Annotated in this window: 20 protein-coding genes and 4 pseudogenes; 1 reads left to right on the top strand and 23 read right to left on the bottom strand. The window is 30.2% G+C overall.

The window, feature by feature from the left end; genetic code table 11:
- Window positions 1-183: 183 nt before the first annotated feature.
- The 19 genes and pseudogenes from BIV18_RS00715 to BIV18_RS00625 form a co-directional block, all read right to left on the bottom strand.
- Complete coding sequence (locus BIV18_RS00715) at window positions 184-2,451, bottom strand: ATP-binding cassette domain-containing protein (RefSeq protein ID WP_075658738.1); 2,268 nt, start codon at window positions 2,449-2,451, stop codon at window positions 184-186.
- Window positions 2,444-2,872, bottom strand: a complete 429-nt coding sequence (locus tag BIV18_RS00710) for a MarR family winged helix-turn-helix transcriptional regulator (protein WP_075658736.1) — start codon at window positions 2,870-2,872, stop codon at window positions 2,444-2,446. The genes BIV18_RS00715 and BIV18_RS00710 overlap by 8 nt, the downstream gene beginning before the upstream one ends.
- Before the next feature lie 550 nt (window positions 2,873-3,422).
- Window positions 3,423-3,596: a DUF4177 domain-containing protein gene (locus BIV18_RS11405; protein ID WP_075658734.1), complete on the bottom strand. Its 174-nt coding sequence runs from the start codon at window positions 3,594-3,596 to the stop codon at window positions 3,423-3,425.
- Between the two features lie 457 nt (window positions 3,597-4,053).
- A complete protein-coding gene (locus tag BIV18_RS00700; protein ID WP_075658732.1) occupies window positions 4,054-4,422 on the bottom strand; it encodes an EXLDI protein in 369 nt (122 codons plus the stop codon).
- A gap of 37 nt (window positions 4,423-4,459) precedes the next feature.
- Window positions 4,460-4,633, bottom strand: a complete 174-nt coding sequence (locus tag BIV18_RS10620; protein WP_178385762.1) for a hypothetical protein — start codon at window positions 4,631-4,633, stop codon at window positions 4,460-4,462.
- Between the two features lie 204 nt (window positions 4,634-4,837).
- A complete protein-coding gene (locus BIV18_RS00690; RefSeq protein ID WP_075658728.1) occupies window positions 4,838-5,113 on the bottom strand; it encodes a resolvase in 276 nt (91 codons plus the stop codon).
- A 41-nt stretch (window positions 5,114-5,154) separates the two neighbouring features.
- Window positions 5,155-5,784: pseudogene (locus BIV18_RS00685) on the bottom strand (recombinase family protein); the annotation flags it as partial.
- A 59-nt stretch (window positions 5,785-5,843) separates the two neighbouring features.
- Complete coding sequence (locus BIV18_RS00680) at window positions 5,844-6,053, bottom strand: SHOCT domain-containing protein (RefSeq protein ID WP_075658726.1); 210 nt, start codon at window positions 6,051-6,053, stop codon at window positions 5,844-5,846.
- A 370-nt stretch (window positions 6,054-6,423) separates the two neighbouring features.
- A complete protein-coding gene (locus BIV18_RS00675; RefSeq protein ID WP_075658724.1) occupies window positions 6,424-6,801 on the bottom strand; it encodes a hypothetical protein in 378 nt (125 codons plus the stop codon).
- Between the two features lie 33 nt (window positions 6,802-6,834).
- Window positions 6,835-7,467, bottom strand: a complete 633-nt coding sequence (locus BIV18_RS00670; protein ID WP_202968679.1) for an ABC-2 transporter permease — start codon at window positions 7,465-7,467, stop codon at window positions 6,835-6,837.
- Window positions 7,464-8,312: an ABC transporter ATP-binding protein gene (locus tag BIV18_RS00665; RefSeq protein WP_075658722.1), complete on the bottom strand. Its 849-nt coding sequence runs from the start codon at window positions 8,310-8,312 to the stop codon at window positions 7,464-7,466. The genes BIV18_RS00670 and BIV18_RS00665 overlap by 4 nt, the downstream gene beginning before the upstream one ends.
- Window positions 8,305-8,685 (bottom strand): GntR family transcriptional regulator, encoded by a 381-nt coding sequence (locus BIV18_RS00660; protein WP_075658720.1) that lies wholly within the window; start codon window positions 8,683-8,685, stop codon window positions 8,305-8,307. Before BIV18_RS00660 ends, BIV18_RS00665 begins: the two co-directional genes overlap by 8 nt.
- 128 nt (window positions 8,686-8,813) lie before the next feature.
- Window positions 8,814-9,623, bottom strand: a pseudogene (locus BIV18_RS00655) (N-acetylmuramoyl-L-alanine amidase).
- Between the two features lie 18 nt (window positions 9,624-9,641).
- Complete coding sequence (locus BIV18_RS00650; RefSeq protein WP_075658718.1) at window positions 9,642-10,025, bottom strand: phage holin family protein; 384 nt, start codon at window positions 10,023-10,025, stop codon at window positions 9,642-9,644.
- Between the two features lies 1 nt (window position 10,026).
- The gene (locus tag BIV18_RS00645; protein WP_075658716.1) at window positions 10,027-11,406 is read right to left on the bottom strand and encodes a hypothetical protein; all 1,380 of its coding nucleotides are present in this window, start codon (window positions 11,404-11,406) and stop codon (window positions 10,027-10,029) included.
- A gap of 83 nt (window positions 11,407-11,489) precedes the next feature.
- Complete coding sequence (locus tag BIV18_RS00640; RefSeq protein WP_075658714.1) at window positions 11,490-11,777, bottom strand: hypothetical protein; 288 nt, start codon at window positions 11,775-11,777, stop codon at window positions 11,490-11,492.
- Between the two features lie 224 nt (window positions 11,778-12,001).
- Window positions 12,002-12,280 (bottom strand): type II toxin-antitoxin system YafQ family toxin, encoded by a 279-nt coding sequence (locus BIV18_RS00635; protein ID WP_075658712.1) that lies wholly within the window; start codon window positions 12,278-12,280, stop codon window positions 12,002-12,004.
- On the bottom strand, window positions 12,270-12,542 hold the full coding sequence (locus tag BIV18_RS00630) for a type II toxin-antitoxin system RelB/DinJ family antitoxin (protein WP_004812197.1): 273 nt from the start codon (window positions 12,540-12,542) through the stop codon (window positions 12,270-12,272). The genes BIV18_RS00635 and BIV18_RS00630 overlap by 11 nt, the downstream gene beginning before the upstream one ends.
- Before the next feature lie 113 nt (window positions 12,543-12,655).
- Window positions 12,656-13,081: pseudogene (locus tag BIV18_RS00625) on the bottom strand (hypothetical protein); the annotation flags it as partial.
- Between the two features lie 165 nt (window positions 13,082-13,246).
- Between BIV18_RS00625 and BIV18_RS00620 the strand changes: the two are divergent.
- Window positions 13,247-14,407 carry an ISL3 family transposase gene (locus tag BIV18_RS00620; protein ID WP_083635506.1) on the top strand — a complete coding sequence of 387 codons (1,161 nt, stop codon included), beginning with the start codon at window positions 13,247-13,249 and terminating at the stop codon, window positions 14,405-14,407.
- 254 nt (window positions 14,408-14,661) lie between these two features.
- Here the strand turns inward: BIV18_RS00620 and BIV18_RS00615 are convergent, their stop codons facing one another.
- The 4 genes and pseudogenes from BIV18_RS00615 to BIV18_RS00600 all read right to left on the bottom strand — a co-directional run bounded on the left by BIV18_RS00615 (window position 14,662) and on the right by BIV18_RS00600 (window position 19,328).
- Entirely contained in the window at window positions 14,662-15,687 is a 1,026-nt protein-coding gene (locus BIV18_RS00615; protein ID WP_075658708.1) for an alpha/beta fold hydrolase, read from the bottom strand.
- Window positions 15,688-15,785: 98 nt separating this feature from the next.
- Window positions 15,786-16,115 (bottom strand): annotated as a pseudogene (locus BIV18_RS00610) (DNA cytosine methyltransferase); the annotation flags it as partial.
- Window positions 16,097-17,803 carry a DNA topoisomerase 3 gene (locus tag BIV18_RS00605; protein ID WP_075658706.1) on the bottom strand — a complete coding sequence of 569 codons (1,707 nt, stop codon included), beginning with the start codon at window positions 17,801-17,803 and terminating at the stop codon, window positions 16,097-16,099. The gene BIV18_RS00605 and the pseudogene BIV18_RS00610, both read right to left, overlap by 19 nt.
- A 106-nt stretch (window positions 17,804-17,909) precedes the next feature.
- Window positions 17,910-19,328 carry an AlbA family DNA-binding domain-containing protein gene (locus tag BIV18_RS00600; protein ID WP_075658704.1) on the bottom strand — a complete coding sequence of 473 codons (1,419 nt, stop codon included), beginning with the start codon at window positions 19,326-19,328 and terminating at the stop codon, window positions 17,910-17,912.
- Between the last annotated feature and the right edge of the window lie 59 nt (window positions 19,329-19,387).

Genomic DNA, 19,387 nt, shown 5'->3' with positions numbered 1-19,387 from the left:
GTTAGCAGTCGAAACATTCTCTTTTTTATGATATCTTTTAAAATAATGTATCTTTATATAGAACACTCAAAAAATACATTCTAAAATCTCATAAATTTTATTCAATAGATATCTAATTGATAAAACAATATTTTAAAAAATCTTTTTTACTTTTTCTACAACTAGGATGAATAATTTTTAATCCTATAAGATACTTTTACCTCTGTTAATAAATTCTCTTAAATGTTTGGCTGTGTAAGAGTCTCTACATTTAATAAAATCTATAGGACAACCTTGGAACATCAGCTCACCTCCAAGTTTTCCTCCTTTTGGTCCAAGATCTATAATCCAATCAGCTTGACTAATTACAGAAAGATTGTGTTCAATGATTATCAGAGTATATCCTTTTCTTATTAATTCTTGAATAAGGCTCATTAAATTATCTATGTCTGATTCATGAAGTCCAGTAGTCGGTTCATCTAATATTATTGTCTCATAGGTATTATTTAATAGCATTTGAGCTATCTTTAGTCTTTGAAGTTCTCCACCAGAATAAGTGTCCAAGGTCTGTCCAAGTTTAATATAGGATAAGTTTGCTTTAATTAATGACTCTAAAGCTGCATTTATTTTAGGATTGTCACAAAATATCTCCCTAGCTTCTATAGCTGTCAATTCAAATATCTGACTAATGTCTTCACCCCTATATAAATAGGAAAGAGCCTTGGCATTAAATCTTTTACCTTGGCATTTTTCACAAACATATTCAGATTCCCCCAAGTAAGCCAAGTCGAGTTTTATAATACCCTTCCCTTTACATTCAGGACAAGCCCCTTTGCCTGTTACTGAAAATAAGGATTTGTCAACCTTATTTTCTTTACTAAATATTTTTTTAATCTCATCATATATTCCCAAATAAGTGACAATATTAGAACGACTAGAACCAACTGGCAAACTTTGATCCAATATTGTAGAATCAGGGTACTTATCTTTAAATATTTCTCTTATTAAAGTACTTTTGCCAGAACCCGCTAGACCTGTTACTAGGGTGAGAGCATTTTTAGGAATTTTTACAGATAAGTTTTTGATATTATATTTTGAAACATTATCTAATTTAAAAAACTCAGCAAAGTCCTTCCTCTTCTTGTTTATATGATGGTCCTTAAGTAAGGCCCTTGCAGTTATTGTATTAGACTTTAAAAGTTGAGAATAATTTCCTTGAAAGGTTATTTCTCCCCCTTTGCTTCCTGCTCCTTCTCCAAAATTTATAAGGTAATCACATTCTTTAATCATACCCGGATCATGGTCAACATATAAGATAGAGTTTCCCCTTCCTTTAAGCCCTTTAAAAATATTTATAATTCCCTTAATATCCTCTGGGTGAAGTCCTACACTTGGCTCATCAAAAATATATAGCACATCAGACAAAGAGCTATTAAGATATTTTACCATCTTAATTCTTTGGGATTCTCCACCGGATAAAGTTGTGGTGGGTTGATTTAATTTTAAGTAGTCTAAACCAACAAGAGATAAACTTTTTAATTTAATTTTCAATCCACGAGTAATTTCCCCTACAATTTCTTCTTTAATTTCAGCTACAAAATCAAAGAGATCATTAATTTCCATATTGGTACAATCTGCTATAGACTTACCTTTTATTTTAGCACTTAATACTTCTTCATTGAGCCTTGCTCCGTGACAAACTGGACAAGTTTCTTTTATTAAAATCCTATCCAAGTCTTTTTTGTATTGTGGATTTTCCACATTTACAAAACTTTCCATAATTCTTGGAATCACGCCATAATATTTAGCTGTCTTATGCCAATTTGGACTTGGGTTTTCAGGTTTTATTTTTTGAGAATATAAAAGCAAATCAAGTTCATCCTCAGTAAAATCAGATATTTTCTTATTGTTATCAAAATATCCCGATTCTGTATAACGAGTTAATCTCCAACCACCATCTTTAAAGGTAGGAAAATTTATGGCATTGTCATTTAAAGATTTGTCAAAATTTATTAATTTATAAACGTCTATTGACTTAACCTCTCCTAATCCTTGGCAGGTCTTACACATTCCTTCTGGATTATTAAATGAATATTTCATAGAATAACCTATAAAAGGATGAGCAAGTCTAGAGAAAAGGAGCCTTAAATCTGCATATATGTCTGTAACTGTACCTACTGTTGATCTAGAATTTCCACGAATTCTCTTTTGATTTATAACCAAAGAAACTGGAAGGTTTGATATGGAATCTACAGGTGGTTTTCTATATTTGGGCAAAAGATTTTGCACATAAGAAGAATAGGTTTCATTAAGCAACCTTTGTGATTCACTTGCAATAGTATCAAATACAAAAGAAGACTTGCCTGAACCAGAAACTCCAGTAACTGCAACGATTTTATGCTTAGGGATTTTTACTGAAATATTTTTCAAGTTATTTATCCTAGCATTTTTTACAAGTATATAATCATTCATCTTTTTCTATCCTTGTCTTTCGTAACTCATTGGATAAAATATTGGACAGATGAATAAACTCTTTCTGTTCTTCTTTGTCAAAAGATTCTAAAGCTATTTTATAAAGTGAATTATGCTTTTCTGAAATACTCTCTAAAAGTTCTTTACCACTATCAGTTAAAGAAGTATATAACTCTCTTCCATCTAATTTATTAGGAAGTTGTTCTATATATTCCATTTGCTTTAGGCTTTTTAATGCTTTTGATAATTTAGTCCTAGATACCCCTAAGATTAAGCTTAAATCTGAAGGCAAAATTTCTCCTTCTTTTTCAACTTGATATAAAATATCATATTGTAGCCATGTAATTTCTTTTGGATTTACAAGATTTCTTTCTGCAACCATTTCACATTGCAATTCCATTAGAGCAGTCTTTAAGTTCATAACTAATCTCCCTTCATATAATTTCTATATGGTAATTATATCATAATGGACACTATAGTTAAACCTGTTTTGAATAGATCAGAAACATTATTTTAAAAACATAACTATGAAGCCTAAAAATATACTCTTATAAAGTAATGCATCTCAACCACTATCTTTTCTCAAGATTCAAAACAAATGTATTTTTTTCTAGAACCACTTGAAGTTCTTATCTTCAATCCTTTTTATCGCTCTAATAATTTTTTCTTTAATTACAATAACTTATATATGTCTCTGTTGATTTCCTTTTGTAGGTATATAATCTTTACGACAGTATCTTCAAGTCATGAACTTCCTATATTAAGACTCTTAAACTTGCCTGTAAATTTGCTTTTGTATTAGTTGCTAGTTCATTAAACTTTCTACTTGTTCTAAATTTGCCTTTATCCTCCTACCTAAATAAAATCCTTACATTAAATATTGTTTTATAAGTTATTTGCAGGGAAATCTGAGGTTTCTTGAAAAGCAAAAAATACATAACACAATATTGTCTATTGCTTAATCATTAACTTTAAAAATAATGGTATAATGAACAAGCATTCCAATTCCAGTTTTTTTCATTTTTAACTGCAATTACTTGCACAAGTTCCCAACCCATAGCAGCTTTTTCTTGAATGATTTTTTTACATTCATCAAAGGCTTCTGTTTTCGTAGTCTTTAACTCTCCTTTAAGGGCTACATCAATAAATTCGTATTTCGTATTTCTCTTTCTCCTTAATTTTCTTAAAACATTCTACTTGCATTTATTATAAACTAATCTAAACACTTTTAGTCTCTTATCTTATTTTCTTGTCAGCAATGCTACAGTCTCTACATGGCTTGAGTGGTCAGTATGGATAATATTTAATATTTTAGGGAAGCTTCGTATGTGGGAATATATTTATTCTCAATTATTTCTAAATTCTTTTAACATTTTATTTAAAACTAATGCATTTTCATATTCTTCAACAAAGGCTCCATTGTATTACCTAAAAGGTATTTTAGAGCATCTTGTAAATCTTGTGCTGTTTCTTGTTAATATTCTTCAATTAACATCTTAGAGATTTTGTTTCTGATCGCTTTCTTATGGCATAAAAATTCCTCCTGATTAGTTTTTCTTAACCATAATCAGGAGGTTTCTATACACAGAATTTTACACAGTCTCAAATATCTAGTACTTCTACTATCTCTTCTCTTTTTTCTTTCATTATAATTTTTTTGATTACTTCTTCATCTAAGTATTTTGAGAAATCATCCAATTCAGATGTTACTTCAAATATTATATTATGATTTTTATCACTTAAATCAAAACTCGAGTCATATTTTGTTTTATCTGACCAATAATTCCAATTTATATCTGTCCTTTCATAATATACATAATTTCTTTTTGGAGTTACAAACACTCTTTTATTAATGAGTTTTTTCCCATCTTCTGCTTTAAACATTTCAGAATATAATTTTATTCCTTTGAATGCTTTATAATCACTAATAGTATCATTTGAAACATTTAATCTAATATCTTCATACTTCATAAAATACCTCCTTATGTTAATCAATTTTACTATATTATCAACACTGATAAAGTAAATTAATTATTACAAGCTGATTATAATTTTTAAGCTTTAGAGAATCAACAACATTTTGAGTATTACTTCTTCCCTTATCTTTCCTGACATCTTTGATATTATACTTATCTTCTTCGTCAACACCTATTATCATGAAAGCATCTCTACTATCAGCCATGAAAATAATATCATGAAGCAAATCTTGCTTTCCTTTTTTATCAGATTTATACCTTTCTTTTTTTAATCCAAGTACCCAACTTCCCGCCTAAGATCTATCAATTCTAATATCACTTCTTGTTCAACCATACACCTACTCCATAAATCTCAACTAATTGTATTATGCCATTTCCAAGGAAGAACAACAATCCTATATAAGTACTGCCTACTTGTTGATATAAATTTCAATTCCTGACTTAAACATTACTTTCAGTTTTTCTTCATAAACCACTATCTTCTCTATAAGTTTCCTTACCAAGTCTTCATCGTATCTTTCTATTTCTAATTCTTGATTATCTAAAAACTCTTCTAATTCCATTAGCCTGCTTTGTTCATTCTTCTCTTCCGATAAATCTAAAAGTATCTTTTCTTTTTCATTTCTTAACTTTTCCACCCTTTTTGCAAGTCCAGTGTAGTCTTTCTTTGCATTAGCAATTTTCAAAAGCTCTTCCTAGGCCTTCAGCATTTTTTGTCTATTTTTTCTATCCTTCCACTTCCATCACTTGTGATGGTTTTTTTAATATTCTCTTTTATTATTTTTCCTTCTTCTTCATTCACTACTATCTTTCCGTCTATATTCTCATAGCCATAAGGTGGGCTTGATATAATAAACGTTCCGCTTTGAAACCTCTTCTTTATAGACCATTTGTTATTTTCTGATATAGACCTGGATTCACTTTCTGCAAGGGATGAAAGTATGGATAACATGAGCTCGCTTTCCATGGTTCTTGTATCAATGTTTTCTTTTTCAAAATAGATACCAATATTTAAATCAAGGAGTCTTCTTACAATTTCCAAACAGTCTGTTGTGTTTCTTGCAAGCCTTGAGATTGATTTAGTTAGGATAAAGTCTATTTTTCCGTCTTCACAGTCTTTTAGAATTTTTAGAAGTCCATCCCTGCATTCTTTCTTGGTTCCAGTGATGCCTTCATCAAAGTATAGACCTGCAAATGTATATGATTCATTTTCAGATATCATCTTTTCGTAGTGGCTCTTTTGCGTTTTAAGACTTACAAGCTGAGCGTCTTCATCTGTCGATACTCTTGCATAGGCAGCTACTCTTAATATGGATTCTTCTCTTTGATTTGCTTCTATTTTTGTTATCTTTTTCATCCATTCAACCTCCTTTCTGCTAGTGCTATATTCCCGTACAAGTGAGTATTTATCAAGTCTTATAGCAATAATTCTGAAAGAATAGGTCTGAATTTTTTAATGTTTTCTCTCCTAATTTTCCTATATTCTTCAAGGCTAATTTCATCTAAAAGAAAGATATCCTGGATGAACTTATCCGATAGATAAAAGTTAAGCTCTGCTTTTAAATCTATCTCTGTATATTCAGTTTTTAAAATTTCTTTTCTGCCTTCCAACTTTTCTACTCTCATGCTCCACCTCCTATATCACAGGCAAAGAAATCAGGTCTATTTTTAACCCTAATTTTCTTTCCTCTATATTCCTTAGGACAAATGGATTAGTTTTGAGTAAAGTTTATAATCTCTAATATATGTAAAGAGAAATATGGCGTTAGAAATGTAGGCATAAAAATAGCCTGCGCCAAAATCGGCACAGACTTCTAATTCTTGTATTTTATTAATTTTTCAATAATTCTTTCTTGTCACTTCGTATACGACCTTATTTTACAATTACTCATTATCTTTTTTATTTTTCAGCCATAAATAAATTAATCTGATTATTGGAATTGCAATTAAAATATACACCCATACTGTAGGTATTTTACCCATATCCCACACCTCCTTAAAGTAAGTTAAATTTACCAACAATAAATAACACAACAGAAACTGCACACAGCACAAAGGCTCTTGTCAGCGAAAAGCTATATATTTTTTCAGGCTCTCTTTTGCTATATTTTATTTTCTTTATATCTCCCTTTTCCATGCTCATAGGCACTTGAATTTTATTCTTTGATACATAAGTCTTCCCATTTATTGAATATTCAAATTGCGCCCATTTTGAATTGCCCTTTTTTACTGATTCAGGATTAGGTTGCCATATTGATATTACCTTACCGACAGTATATTCAGTATTATTTCTCAATATATAACTTCGCCCTAAATCTACTAATCCAAAAACTAATAATATTGTCGCTGAAATATAAATAAATTGTTTTTCCATGAACTTTCCTCCTAACGAATAAAAATTATGTTTTTAATATTGTTTTTTCTCCATAATTTTAATTGATATTTTTATGGAAATTCCAAGGACTATAAGGAATAAAACTATTATGCCTATGGTTGTCATCTTAAATGAATATAGGCTAAATGTATCGATTAAATTGGGTATGATACCCAATTTCTCTTTTAGTAAATTAGATATGGCAAATATTATCAAAAATGTTATCATAACAATAATTCTGCCCTTTTCCGCACCAAATTTAAGAATGAAAGGCAACTGAATTGCAGGCAATAAATTTATTGATACGATGCTCAAAAGTGATAATATTATTATTTTATCTAAACCAAGACTTCCTTCTATAAATAGATATATAAAAATAATAATTGATGCAATTAAACTAAATGCAAATGCAAAGAATAATTTGCTAAAAACATAGGAACTCTTTTTAATTGGCATCGAAAAAGCAAACTGTTCAAATTTAGATTGAACATCGTAGCCAAAAGCTATAGAATTTAAAATTAATGGCATGAAAGCACACATCAAGGGAATCATGATTAATGTTTTACTATATATGGCGTAAACACTTAGAGCAATACATATTACAAAGGATAATAAAAGTGTCTTCTTCAAAGTTGCTATGTCTTTTATAATTAAAGCAGTCATCATTTATTCTCTCCTTTCACAAAATATACCATTATATCTTCAATTGACGGCTTCTGTAATGTTATCCCATTTGGAACAAGATTTCTCTTAACCAATAGTTGTTGACCAAAAGAGTGAACTCTTCTTCCTACAATTGCTTCATCATCAATGTTCTCCACTTCTTTATCTGATAAGTTACAAAGCGCATAATTCTCTTCTAGTTCCTCTTTTGTTTCAAAGAATAAAACTTTACCTTCATGTATAAAAGCAATGTAATCAGCAATTTTTTCTAAATCTGATAAAATATGTGATGATATTAGTATCGTGTGATTTTCATCTTGCATATAATCCAAAAGTAAATCTAATATTTCTTCTCTTACAATAGGATCCAATCCACTTGTCGGTTCATCTAATATAAGAATTTCAGCATTATGCGATAAAGCTATTGCTATTGAAAGCTTCATCCTCATTCCTCGAGAATAATTTTTTATCATTTTTTCTGATGGCAAATTAAACTTGTCTTTCAACTTATTGAAAAAAACTTTATCCCACTTTGAATAGACTCTCGAACAAAATCTTTCAACGTCTAATAAATTCATCTCCTCAGGAAATAACAAATCATCAAACACTACACCTAAACTATCTTTTATTTGAATACTATTATAATCTTGGCTATCAAATATTTTAATAATTCCAGAATCTTTGTTTAACAAACCCAATAATAATTTTATGGTTGTACTTTTTCCAGCACCATTTTGACCGATATATCCAACAATTGTTCCTTTTGGAATAGAAATATTTATTGGTCCTAATTTAAAATCGTTAAATTCTTTTACTAAATTCTGAATCTCAATTGCGTTATTAATCATAATCACCCTCCACATAACTTTTTAGCATATTTATCAATTCGTCAATCGATATATCTGCGATTTCTGACAATTCAACTGATTTTTGTAACATTAATTCAATTTCCTTTAAGTATTCTTCACGTATAAGTTCTTTATTTTGTGGAGCAACAAAATTCCCCTTACCTTGTACCGAATTAATGAAACCATCCATTTCCAATTCATCAAAAGCTCTTTTAGCTGTTAGCATACTTATTCTTAATTCTTTTGCTAAAAACCTTATCGAGGGTAGCTGTTCCCCAACTACTAGCTTTCCAGAAATTATTTGTGCCTTAATTTGATTTTTGATTTGTAAATATATGGGATCATCACAGGAATTATTTATTTGTATATCCATTTTAACCACCTACTGTTATTTCTGTTTTAACTGTTCTTATTTTAATATAACAGTTAAATTTTGTCAACTTTGTTATGAAATAAAAAAATAGCCTGCACCAAAATCGGCACAGGCTTCTTACTTAAATATTATAATAGTTGATTCACTCTTTTCTGAACAGCATAATAATCATATCCAGCATTGATTAACCTTCTTTTTCTTTCTTCTCCATTTCCCCATTTTCCACTTATAACTTCTCTGGCTAATTGGTCGATTGTTTTATCTTTTGGATAAACTATCTTACCATTAGCATCGAATACTTTTAATCTAAATCTATCAGCACATCTTTTGGCATTTTCCAAATTCTTAAATGCACCTTTCTGGCTATTTACATCAGACCAAGATTTTCTAACTCTATATAGTCCACCTACTGATTTACTAACAGTCTTATCGCCTCTTAGTCTTTTATTAACCTCGCTTGCAATATATGGAAACTTACTGCCAAGATATGGACCTGGACAATTAGTGCTTGAATACCACTCATGTTTTTGAAGTACACCATCTTTACCCCCAGTATAGGTACAAGGATAGATGCCATTTCTTCTGCAGATGTCTGTCACTAAATCAATTAGTCTATTTAAAACGTAATCAGAAACCAACCACTGAGGCCCTCTAGTAGAATTCCCTACTTCAATTGTTACTACTTGGTTGTCACACCATCCAGATGAGGTTGTCCACGCTCTATTGACTTCATCAACTCCTAAAACAATTACTCCATCAGATCCTAAGTTATAGTTAGCCGAGGCTCGTCTTTACTTTGGCACAAATACTCCAGCAAGATTTCTACCATTTATAACTCCAGCTGCGTGATGAATAGCTATTTTTGTTATTTTCTGATTTCTTCTTCCATTATGGTTTGGTGAAAGAATTGTTGCTTGTACTAATGGGCTATTACTCATTTATTTTTCCTCCTTGAATTATTCTAATACTCTTTTTAACTTTTCTGGTACTGGCATACCTAAAGCCACAGAATTTTCCAAGATAGAAAGACCCTCATTTGCAATATAAAAAAAGATGATGGCTGTTCTTATCATTGTTCCATCACCTTTAATTAAATTTACGTCACATAGGTTTGCTATTCCTACAACTATAAAAATCATAATCTTTTTTGCTATTCCTTTAAATCCTATGGATGAGGACAGCTTTCTTTCTACTCCTGCTCTTAAAACTCCAGTTATATAATCAGCTATTACAAAAGCTAGCAGCGTATAAATAAAGGCATCTACACTTCCAAGGTAAAATCCCAACCATCCTCCAATGGCTGTAAAGCATACTTTTAATATTTCAAAGAATTTGTTCATTTTATTCCTCCTTTGTTAATGTATAAGTTATTTTCATTGTCTTATCTGCCGTTTTTAATATTGGACTTGATAAGTTATTAATTGTTCCAAGATATGGAGTGTGAAGAAATAATAGTTTATAAAACCTTTCTTCATATCCTCCAAAACCTATAGCTAGTGGCCCTATAGTTTTCACTTCTGTCATTAAATTATTAGGTAATCTTCCATCATAATTAGAAACATCACTTACTATAACTTGATCGTTTTTGTCTATAACAAATTTAAATCCCAAAATATAATCACCCCAATTATATAAATAATTGAACTCTGCTGAATATCTACTAGAATTAACTTTCTTGCCCAATTCTATTATTGAGATATCTACAGGATTATTTATGTTGATTTTATATATTTTATCTGTTGTGTATTGGCTAAACACATAAAGGTATCCATTTTTGATACAACAATAGGTATAACGATAGCAATAACTACCTGTTTTTTTATTATAACTGCCTAGCTTAGGTAGACGAATATCATTTAAAGACCACACGTCAATCTTAGTAGAATAATCCTCTTTATTAATCTTTATTCTCACTAAATTTTCATTTTTAGTTCCAAAACCATACCAGTATCCATCTTTCCCATCGTGAAAACAAGTATCATACCAGTTGTAACACTCATTAAAAAATTCTGATACATCAATAGTAATTTTTTCTTCTGCTTTATAAGCTTTTCCATGGATGGAGTTATTCAAACCAATACTTGTAAATGGAACTTTTAACTTAACTAGTTCTATAGACTTTTCATCTAAAGGCCAAATTGATATTAGCAATTTCTTCTCTAAATCCATCTCAACACAACCATTATAGCTATCTGAAATATCTCGGTTATTATATAAATGAGTCCTGTTTAGTAAGATAAATGGATCTTTTCCATGTGTGTCTCCATAAAAGTATCTTCCTCCCCTATAGTGCGTTAATGCCAATGATGATATTCTTCCATTAGCTTGAGATGTAGAAAAATCCCAAACAAACTTATAACCATTTTCAAGTGGTGTTGTTTCTGTTAAATTTGCCGATCCTCTTTTCGGAGCATCTATTGAATTTACGTCATTAGATGCGTAACCTATGATTTGATTATTAGATGGAGCAAATATCTTATTTGGATCTTCTTCCAATGTATCTTCAAAAAGAAGTATTCCACCATAACATTTATTTGCTATTGGAAATAATTCTTTGTCATATTGTGTAACCCTATAATCTCCTATTGGATACATAAGTCCCATAGGATTTAGTCTAAATATGTATGGAACGGCATTAGTAATTAAATTCTCATCTTCATACATCTCTTTTTCACTAGTCCTTACATCTGTAAGTTCAATGACTGATCTACCCTTCAGCATTTTTTACCTCCTTAATTTTAGGCATCAAAAAAGCACCTACAAATTAGTAAGTGCTGTAAACATTATTCAATATTAATTTAAAATCAATTTTCATTTAGTCGTTTCTTTTTAAAAATAGATACAGAGTTGACAGCTATAGACAATATAACTAGAACCCATAACGCTTTGCTCATTGTAGGCATAATGTCCATAAGACCACTCCAGTCTTCTTTAATTACACGGCTAGCTCCATCAAAATAGAATGCGCATACTGTCAAAGCTGTTAAAGATAAACTCAAAAATCTATATCTTTCTGCATTTTTATTTTTTATTGCTGTTGTCACATTTAATAGTGCAAATACAATGGCACCTATCCCAAAAATTAACCACATAACTTCCTCCTTAATTTTTTATTTCTTTTTCTCTTTATTATATTTACTTCCACACCCTATACCAAAAAGCATAGAACCAATTATCCATGCATACTCTGTTTTTCCTGTCTTATATGACATAAATATTGATAGTATAAGTATGATAAATGCGATTATTGCTAGTATCAACCATAATTTATTTTTTACAATTTAATTCCATTCCTGCTTTTTTAAATTCATCGTTGTTACTTAAATAATTCAGAGTGTGAACCAGTTCTTACTAGAGATAATACTAAAACCTCATCTATTTTTTCGTATATTAATATAAAATCTGGCTCTATATGACATTCACGAGTCCCCTTGTAATTTCCAGCTAATGAATGATCTCTATATTTTTCATCAAGAGTTTCATCTCTAGCTATTTTTTCAATAATATCAAACAACTTTTCAATATCTTTCCCTTGTTTTTTAGCCTGCTTTAGGTCTTTTTTAAATCTCTTTGTAAACTTTATTTTATACTTCAAGGGCTTTCCTCAAGTCATCCATATTGTCATAGGATTTCACATTCGTATCTTTAGCTATCATTCTTCCTTCTTCAATCGCTTTTATAGTTTCATCACTTGGAACATTAAGTTTTAAATCAAAGGGAATGCCGCTTTCTCTAATACTCGCCCTTAAAAACATGTTAATTGCAGTGGTCATATTTAAACCTAAACTGGAGTATATTTTTTCTGCTGCTTCTTTTATTTCTTTATCTGTCCTTATATTCAAATTTGTTGTAGCCATTTCATCATCTCCTTTGAGATTATTATATGACTAAATTCGTGTGTAGTCAACACATTGTCATTATATATTAGAATTTATCTGTAGAGAAGTCAAACATTTGTGACACTACCCCTAGAAAATAGATTTTCATTGAGTGAATCACTAGCTTCAAATGAAAAATCTCTTATTATTTCTTTTAAAGCCCCGTTATGGTTTTCGTGGTCAAACTGCCATAAGCTAACCTCATTAATATTCCTATCCTTTGATGTGGTCTGACTAATATCAAAAATATATGAAACTTTTTTGTTTATATCACTTCCAACTAAAATTGGAATACCCTTTTGACCTCTCATAACAACTCTGCCAAAATATTTTTTCCACATATCAAAAGTCGCACAAGCTTTAGCTTCAGGTTCTTTGTTGTATATACTTAATTGGCTTGAAAAATCATATTTCTGATTATTGCCTATAACTTTTAAGAGATTTAAATATTCTTTTTCATCTTGCAAAACTTCATACTTTATAGATTCTTGTATATTCTTAAAATCATTTACTTGCATTTCTTATGGCTCTATAATATCTGTTGGGGAGTAAATCTCTAACAGATATTTTTATGTAAAAAAAATTGCACTTATACGCATTTAGTCCTATACGCATTTAGTCCTAAACTTAAAATAACAACAAACTTTGTTAGGAGGTGCATATAAGTGCAAAATAATAATAACATGAATTTGTTGGGTTTTAAAGATGTAATTTTTGATAGTTTTTGTGAGGATAAGGAATTTGTTCACATTTATGCTTCTGTTACAAAGATGGATACTTGTCCTCACTGTGGTTCTACAAAGATTTGGGTTCATGATCATAGGATTCAAAAGATTAAGGATACTCATATTCATGGTAAGAAATGTCTTATTCATTTAAAGAAGACTAGGTATGATTGTAAGTCTTGTGGTTGTCGTTTTGAAAGAGAACTTGATTTTATTGCTAAGGGTCACACTATGACTTATAGGCTTGTTTTTGCTATTGTTGCTGAATTTAATGAACTTCATTCTAGCTCTTCTATTGCTAGTAGGTATAATGTTTCTTCTAATACTGTTTTGAGAATTTTACATTGTTTATATGTTTCAAGAGCAAAACTTTCAAGTGTATTGTGTATAGATGAGTTTAAAGGTGATAGTGGAAATATTAAGTATCAAACTTCTCTTCTTAATGGTGATAAGCACTCTGTCATTGATATTTTGCCTACTAGGGATAAGAACTTTTTGTTTAAATACTTTAAAAAAGTTCCTAACAAGGAGAGACAAGAAGTTAAGTTTTTTGTAAGTGATATGTCCAATACCTTTAAGTCTGTTAAGAATAGGTTCTTTAAAACTTCTATCCATATTGTTGATAGGTATCACTTCATAAGACAAGTTTCATGGGCTTTAGAGAATGTTAGAAAGAGGATTCAAAAAGATATTTCTTCTAAGCTTAGAAAGTATTTTAAGAGAAGTAGGAGTCTACTTACAAAACCTGCTTCTAATTTAACAACTGAACAAGCTAAAGAAGTTTCTTTAATGCTTGATTTAAACAACGATTTGAAGTTAGCATATAGGTTAAAGGAACTGTTTTACCAATATGTTCTAAGTCAACCCAATAGAGTTAGAGCATCTAAATCTTTAAGGGAATGGATAAGAAGAGCTGAAGAATCTGATTTAAAAGAATTTAAATCTTGTATCACTGCTTTTAATAACTGGTTTGATGAGATATGTAATTCTTTTGATTATCCTTGGTCTAATGGTCCACTTGAAGGTACTCATACTAAGATAAAGACTTTAAAAAGAAATTGTTTTGGTATGAAAAATTTCAATTTGTTTAGAAAGAGAATCATGTTTGCTTGTAAGTAATGATATGAAAACGGGAAAATTTTGCAAAACCCCTAGGGGTTTTGTTTGCTATACCTATTTTTAGTAATTTTTTAGTTATTTTAGTTTTGATATTCTAATAGCGCCTAAGTATTGATTTTTTAATGGAAAGAGAGACTCGAATTAACGAGTCTCCCCAATATTTGACATAGAGCCTTTCTTATCTCCTTTTTAGATCAACAAAAAAAGACGATAGATTTTAATTTTCTACCGTCCTTAAATATCCAAGTAATTTTCTATTTATGGTTTTCTTTTAAGAAAGCATCAATAGTTTTTCTTGATTCACTTTCTGCTTTATCATTGCTTTCAGCTGTTCCACCTGTTGCAATTCTAATTTTTCCTAAATTTAAAACACCATTGCCAGCAAATATATGCCCTGCCCCTTTATATGAATAAATCTTTGCCTTAGAGTTTTGTTCTTTTATTTTATTTGCCATAGCAAGGCTATCCCACATCAAATCATCCTCGCCTACAATCATCAATATATTTGCCTTAATATCTTTGACTGGTATTAATTTTTCTTGGCTTGATGAGTCTTCTTTTATTGCACTGTTATAAGTTTCTTTATAGCTAATCGGACTTTCAATAATAGACGGAGCAATAATATTTTTTAAAAATGAGTTAAATGATGATTTTTTAATATCTATATATGGAAGTTCCTTGCCTTTATATGACCATGATGAACCATAGTCATTAAAATCTAAGCCAGCAAAATTATAAGATGAAGGTGCCATTAAAATCAGATTATCTATTTCAGGATATTTGCTAGCCAAATTAAGGGTATATTCTGCACCTTTTGACGCTCCCAAAACACTTATCGGTTTATTGTCTTTAATATTTTCATTTATATAATTGATAACGTCTTCAAATTGTTCTAAGGGAATTTTTGTCAGAGTTTGTTCTTGGCTTTTCATGCCAAACATAAATAGTGCAAAGGTTTCATATCCCTCTTCAGCCAATCTTTTGGCAGTTTCAAAATTTGGACCTCCCTCAGAACCTCCAAAACAAATTACAAGACCCTTATGTGATTTTTCCTTAGGTACAAATCTAAAGCCTTGCATCCTACCCTCATCTACATAAATTACATCAACTCCATCAATATCTGTAGGATATAAACTTATATTAGTAACATCCTTATAATATTCAGGAAATTTAAAAGTATTGATATTTTTATACTTATGGTCATTATATATTCTAAGAATAAAAACTAAAACTACTAAAATAATAACTATTGAAAAGATTCTAAAAAATATTTTCTTCATTTTATTCCCTTCCTATAAAATAGCATACAGATTCTACTAGTATATAAAAAATCTGTTTGTAGTTATTATATCATTTTTAGAATATTATTTACACTAATCTACATTAACACTTTAATAATCGCCATTAAAATATCAACCACAATAGAATTGCCGGCCTGCTTATATAGTTTACTTGAGGTGCAATTTTTTCTTCTTGGATGTGCCTCTTCTAGTTTGTCAATATCACTATCATCAAAACCCATGAGTCTTAAACATTCTCTTTCTGTTAAATACCTATACTGACCATTTCCAGTATCTATTATTCCAGAATTAGGTACTCTCATTTGTTTTGTAGAAATAGTATAAGAAAAATCTTTAATCACTTTTAGTAGCCCTCTAAAACTGTTATCTATGCCTTTATTTAAAAATTTCAGCATATAAGGTTGGGTCGTTCACTTATACTATCTTCTATTTCTCTTAAAAAGTCTTCTTTATCTACTTCGCCAGAGCTAATCTTTGCAAGTTTCATTTCCCATTCAGATGTTGTTTCTGCCGACTTAAACTTATCCTCTACAATCGATACAAGCCTATTGCCTTTTTCTGTTACAAGTAAATTTTTCTTATCTCTTCTTATGAGATCCTTATGGATAAGATTTTCGATAATTCCTGCTCTTGTAGCTGGTGTTCCTAAGCCTTTTCTCTCCACTTCTATATCTTTATCCAAGGATTCTACTCCTGCATTCTCCATAGCCTTTAAAAGTGTATCTTCATTATAATGACCTGGAGCTTTGGTAAATTTTTCCGATATATTTTTAGAAGTTAGCTTAATTTTATCTCCAGTCTTTATATCTGGTAATTCATTTTCTTGTTTTTCCTTTCCATAAGCCTTTAGATACTTGGTATAACCTTCATTGATTATAGTCTTGCCACTTGCATTGAAGTTAAACTTGTCATATTCATATCTGATTTTTCTGCTAGATTCCTTTAAGTTATCCGAACATGAAGCAAGAAATTTATCCTTAATTAGATTATAGATTTTACTTTCTTTATCAGATATATCTTTAGCTTTTTCAATACCTGATATAGTAGGAATAATTGCATAGTGGTCTGTAACCTTAGATGAATTAAAAATAGACTTAAAGTTTGATTCATTGATTTTAAAATCATCTTCAAGTCCTTTTAATAATTCTTTCATAGTAGTAACCATATCATCGGTTAAATACCTACTATCTGTTCTTGGATATGTGATTAGCTTTTTTTCATACAAACCTTGTGCCAGATTTAAAGTATCATTTGCTGAATATCCAAAATATTTATTTGCTTCTCTTTGTAAGGTAGTGAGATCATAAGGCTTATCTGGTTTTGTGCTTATTTCTTTATCTTCTACCTCTGTAATAACTATTTCATCTTCTAGTAGATTTAATAGTTGTTCAGCAACTTCAATTTTATCAATCCTATCTGATACAAGCTTCAATTCTCCATAAGATAGGTCTACCGTATAATATTTTTGCTTCTTAAATAGGTTTATTTCACTATCCCTTTTAGCTATTAAATATAGAGTTGGTGTTTGTACTCTACCAACAGAATATGTTTCCTTGTAAATGCAAGAATAAAGCCTACTTAGATTCATCCCCACCAGCCAATCTGCAATGGCTCTTGCACTAGCTGATCTATATAAGTCTTCAAAGTTTTCTCCATCTTTAAGATTTCTAAAGCCATCTTCAATAGCTTTGTTTTCCATTGAAGATATCCAAAGTCTTTGAATTTTCTTCTTACATTTAGCTTGATTGTATACAAGCCTAAAAATAAGTTCTCCCTCTCTTCCAGCATCACAAGCATTTATAACTGTGTCGATGTTCTTATCGTTTAAAAGTTTCTTTAAAACTCCATATTGTTTCTTAGTGCTTTTAGATACTTCATAAATATATTCTTCTGGGATTATAGGAAGATTATCTATTGTCCATTTCTTCCATTTTTCATCGTGTCTTTCTGGACTTGCCATTTGAATTAAATGACCTACACACCATGAAACAATGTATCCATTCCCCTCATAATATCCGTTTTTTCTTGTTCTTGCGTGGGTTACTTTTGCAATTGTAACTGCTACACTTGGTTTTTCTGCTATTACTAACTTCATTAATACCTCCATAAATAAAAAAAGAGCGAAAGATTTCTCTCTCGCTCAAAGTATTTCTCCTGAATATCTTATTATTTTCGGGAGAATTCTATTTTCTTTTTTAACTTTATTTGTTTACTTTCCAATATCCATCTTTAGCACTGCCTATATACTCAATTGTTTTTTCATCTGTGAGAACTTTTAAATCTCTTTCTATCGTGCTTACAGATACCAATAATATGTGAGATAATTCAATTGTTGTTATGTTTGAATTTTCTTTCATAAGTTTCGCTATCTTATTTCGCCTATCTTTTGGTTTTAACTTTTTACCGTCATTTTGACCTTCATTTTTACCCTCATTTTGCCCCTCACTTTGACCGTCATTTTGAGTGTCATAATTTAAATTCTTTAGAATTGTAGTAAATGAAGATTCTGTTGACTTAAAGACTGGTTTTAATTCTTCTTTATAATTTTCTTCTGCTTCATAAGCTTCTATTATTTTTCTAAGTCCTGAACCACGCCTTTCCATTAAATCCATTCTTGCAAATACATCTGCTATGATTGGGTTTCTTCTTATAGAAGATACATCTAATGGATTGAGGTCTTGGACAAAAGTTCCGTCATACATACCTCCAGGAGAATATATTTCTAACCTATCGTCATAGATATCTACATGGACTTCACTACCTATAACAGAATAATCTCTGTGAATTAATGCATTTACTAGAGCTTCTTGGACTGCCCTTTCAGGATATTCTGGATATTCTATTCTATAGACTGGACCTTTCTTCCACATCTTTTTTGAATTTCTTTTTACAAAGTCCAAACTTGCTTTTAAAAGATAAATTATATTACCTTCAAATTCAGCATCATCTAAGGCATCTATTCTACCATTTGCCTTTGTAAGTCCATTCCATCTAGTACAAAATACCCTTGACTGATAAACTTGATAGTTATCTGCAAATAAAGCTCCTGCTATGGTTAGATTTACCTGATCATTTACAAGTCCGAAAGATTTCAAATCTTTTTCTTCAAAATCTTTTCCCGTTCTTTCTTTGTACTCGATTTTAAGTTCCTTAAAGCTTACATCTTCTAGTTTTTTCTTTGACTCAAGTGAATCGTAACTTACATGTTCTCCCTTTAAAGACAAATTAAAAAGATCAATTCGACTTGCAGGGACACTTTGATTTCCTACTCTTTTATAAGCAGTTCTGCTTCCTCCATCAACTACAAAATATGGTGTATTCTTCCCAACAAATACACTTAAAATCAATATAATTTTTCCATCAATTTCCTTTATTTCCATATCAAATTCCGGATTCGGATCCATTTTAATTTTTATGATTTCAGAAATATTTTCGGAAACTTCTTGATAGTCACTAATTCCAAGAATTGTGTTATCTTCTCTTACTCCAAATATTAGCTTCCCACCTCTACCATTAGCAAAGGCAGACACAGATTTTAACCAAGCTTTTGGTTTGTTCCTTTCTAATTTTTCTTTTTTGTCATATAGATTTGTTTCTCCAAGATAGTCTTTTAAGTTCAAAGTATCCCTCCTCTCTGGCAAACATTATACTTAATTATACCATATTTTTGTATTGTTTA

Source organism: Peptoniphilus grossensis (genome assembly GCF_001940285.1).
In the GTDB taxonomy this organism is placed as follows: Bacteria; Bacillota; Clostridia; order Tissierellales; family Peptoniphilaceae; genus Peptoniphilus_A; species Peptoniphilus_A faecalis.
The sequence above is the reverse complement of the archived record's forward strand: the minus strand, read 5'-3'. Positions and strand labels throughout refer to the sequence as shown.

Excerpts from the sequence above, each read along its gene's own strand:
- BIV18_RS00715 (WP_075658738.1), bottom strand. The coding sequence starts at position 2,451 with ATGAATGATTATATACTTGTAAAAAATGCTAGGATAAATAACTTGAAA.
- BIV18_RS00710 (WP_075658736.1), bottom strand. The coding sequence starts at position 2,872 with ATGAACTTAAAGACTGCTCTAATGGAATTGCAATGTGAAATGGTTGCA.
- BIV18_RS00700 (WP_075658732.1), bottom strand. The coding sequence starts at position 4,422 with ATGAAGTATGAAGATATTAGATTAAATGTTTCAAATGATACTATTAGT.
- BIV18_RS10620 (WP_178385762.1), bottom strand. The coding sequence starts at position 4,633 with ATGGCTGATAGTAGAGATGCTTTCATGATAATAGGTGTTGACGAAGAA.
- BIV18_RS00680 (WP_075658726.1), bottom strand. The coding sequence starts at position 6,053 with ATGAGAGTAGAAAAGTTGGAAGGCAGAAAAGAAATTTTAAAAACTGAA.
- BIV18_RS00675 (WP_075658724.1), bottom strand. The coding sequence starts at position 6,801 with ATGGAAAAACAATTTATTTATATTTCAGCGACAATATTATTAGTTTTT.
- BIV18_RS00670 (WP_202968679.1), bottom strand. The coding sequence starts at position 7,467 with ATGATGACTGCTTTAATTATAAAAGACATAGCAACTTTGAAGAAGACA.
- BIV18_RS00665 (WP_075658722.1), bottom strand. The coding sequence starts at position 8,312 with ATGATTAATAACGCAATTGAGATTCAGAATTTAGTAAAAGAATTTAAC.
- BIV18_RS00660 (WP_075658720.1), bottom strand. The coding sequence starts at position 8,685 with ATGGATATACAAATAAATAATTCCTGTGATGATCCCATATATTTACAA.
- BIV18_RS00650 (WP_075658718.1), bottom strand. The coding sequence starts at position 10,025 with ATGAACAAATTCTTTGAAATATTAAAAGTATGCTTTACAGCCATTGGA.
- BIV18_RS00645 (WP_075658716.1), bottom strand. The coding sequence starts at position 11,406 with ATGCTGAAGGGTAGATCAGTCATTGAACTTACAGATGTAAGGACTAGT.
- BIV18_RS00640 (WP_075658714.1), bottom strand. The coding sequence starts at position 11,777 with ATGTGGTTAATTTTTGGGATAGGTGCCATTGTATTTGCACTATTAAAT.
- BIV18_RS00630 (WP_004812197.1), bottom strand. The coding sequence starts at position 12,542 with ATGGCTACAACAAATTTGAATATAAGGACAGATAAAGAAATAAAAGAA.
- BIV18_RS00620 (WP_083635506.1), top strand. The coding sequence starts at position 13,247 with ATGAATTTGTTGGGTTTTAAAGATGTAATTTTTGATAGTTTTTGTGAG.
- BIV18_RS00615 (WP_075658708.1), bottom strand. The coding sequence starts at position 15,687 with ATGAAGAAAATATTTTTTAGAATCTTTTCAATAGTTATTATTTTAGTA.
- BIV18_RS00605 (WP_075658706.1), bottom strand. The coding sequence starts at position 17,803 with ATGAAGTTAGTAATAGCAGAAAAACCAAGTGTAGCAGTTACAATTGCA.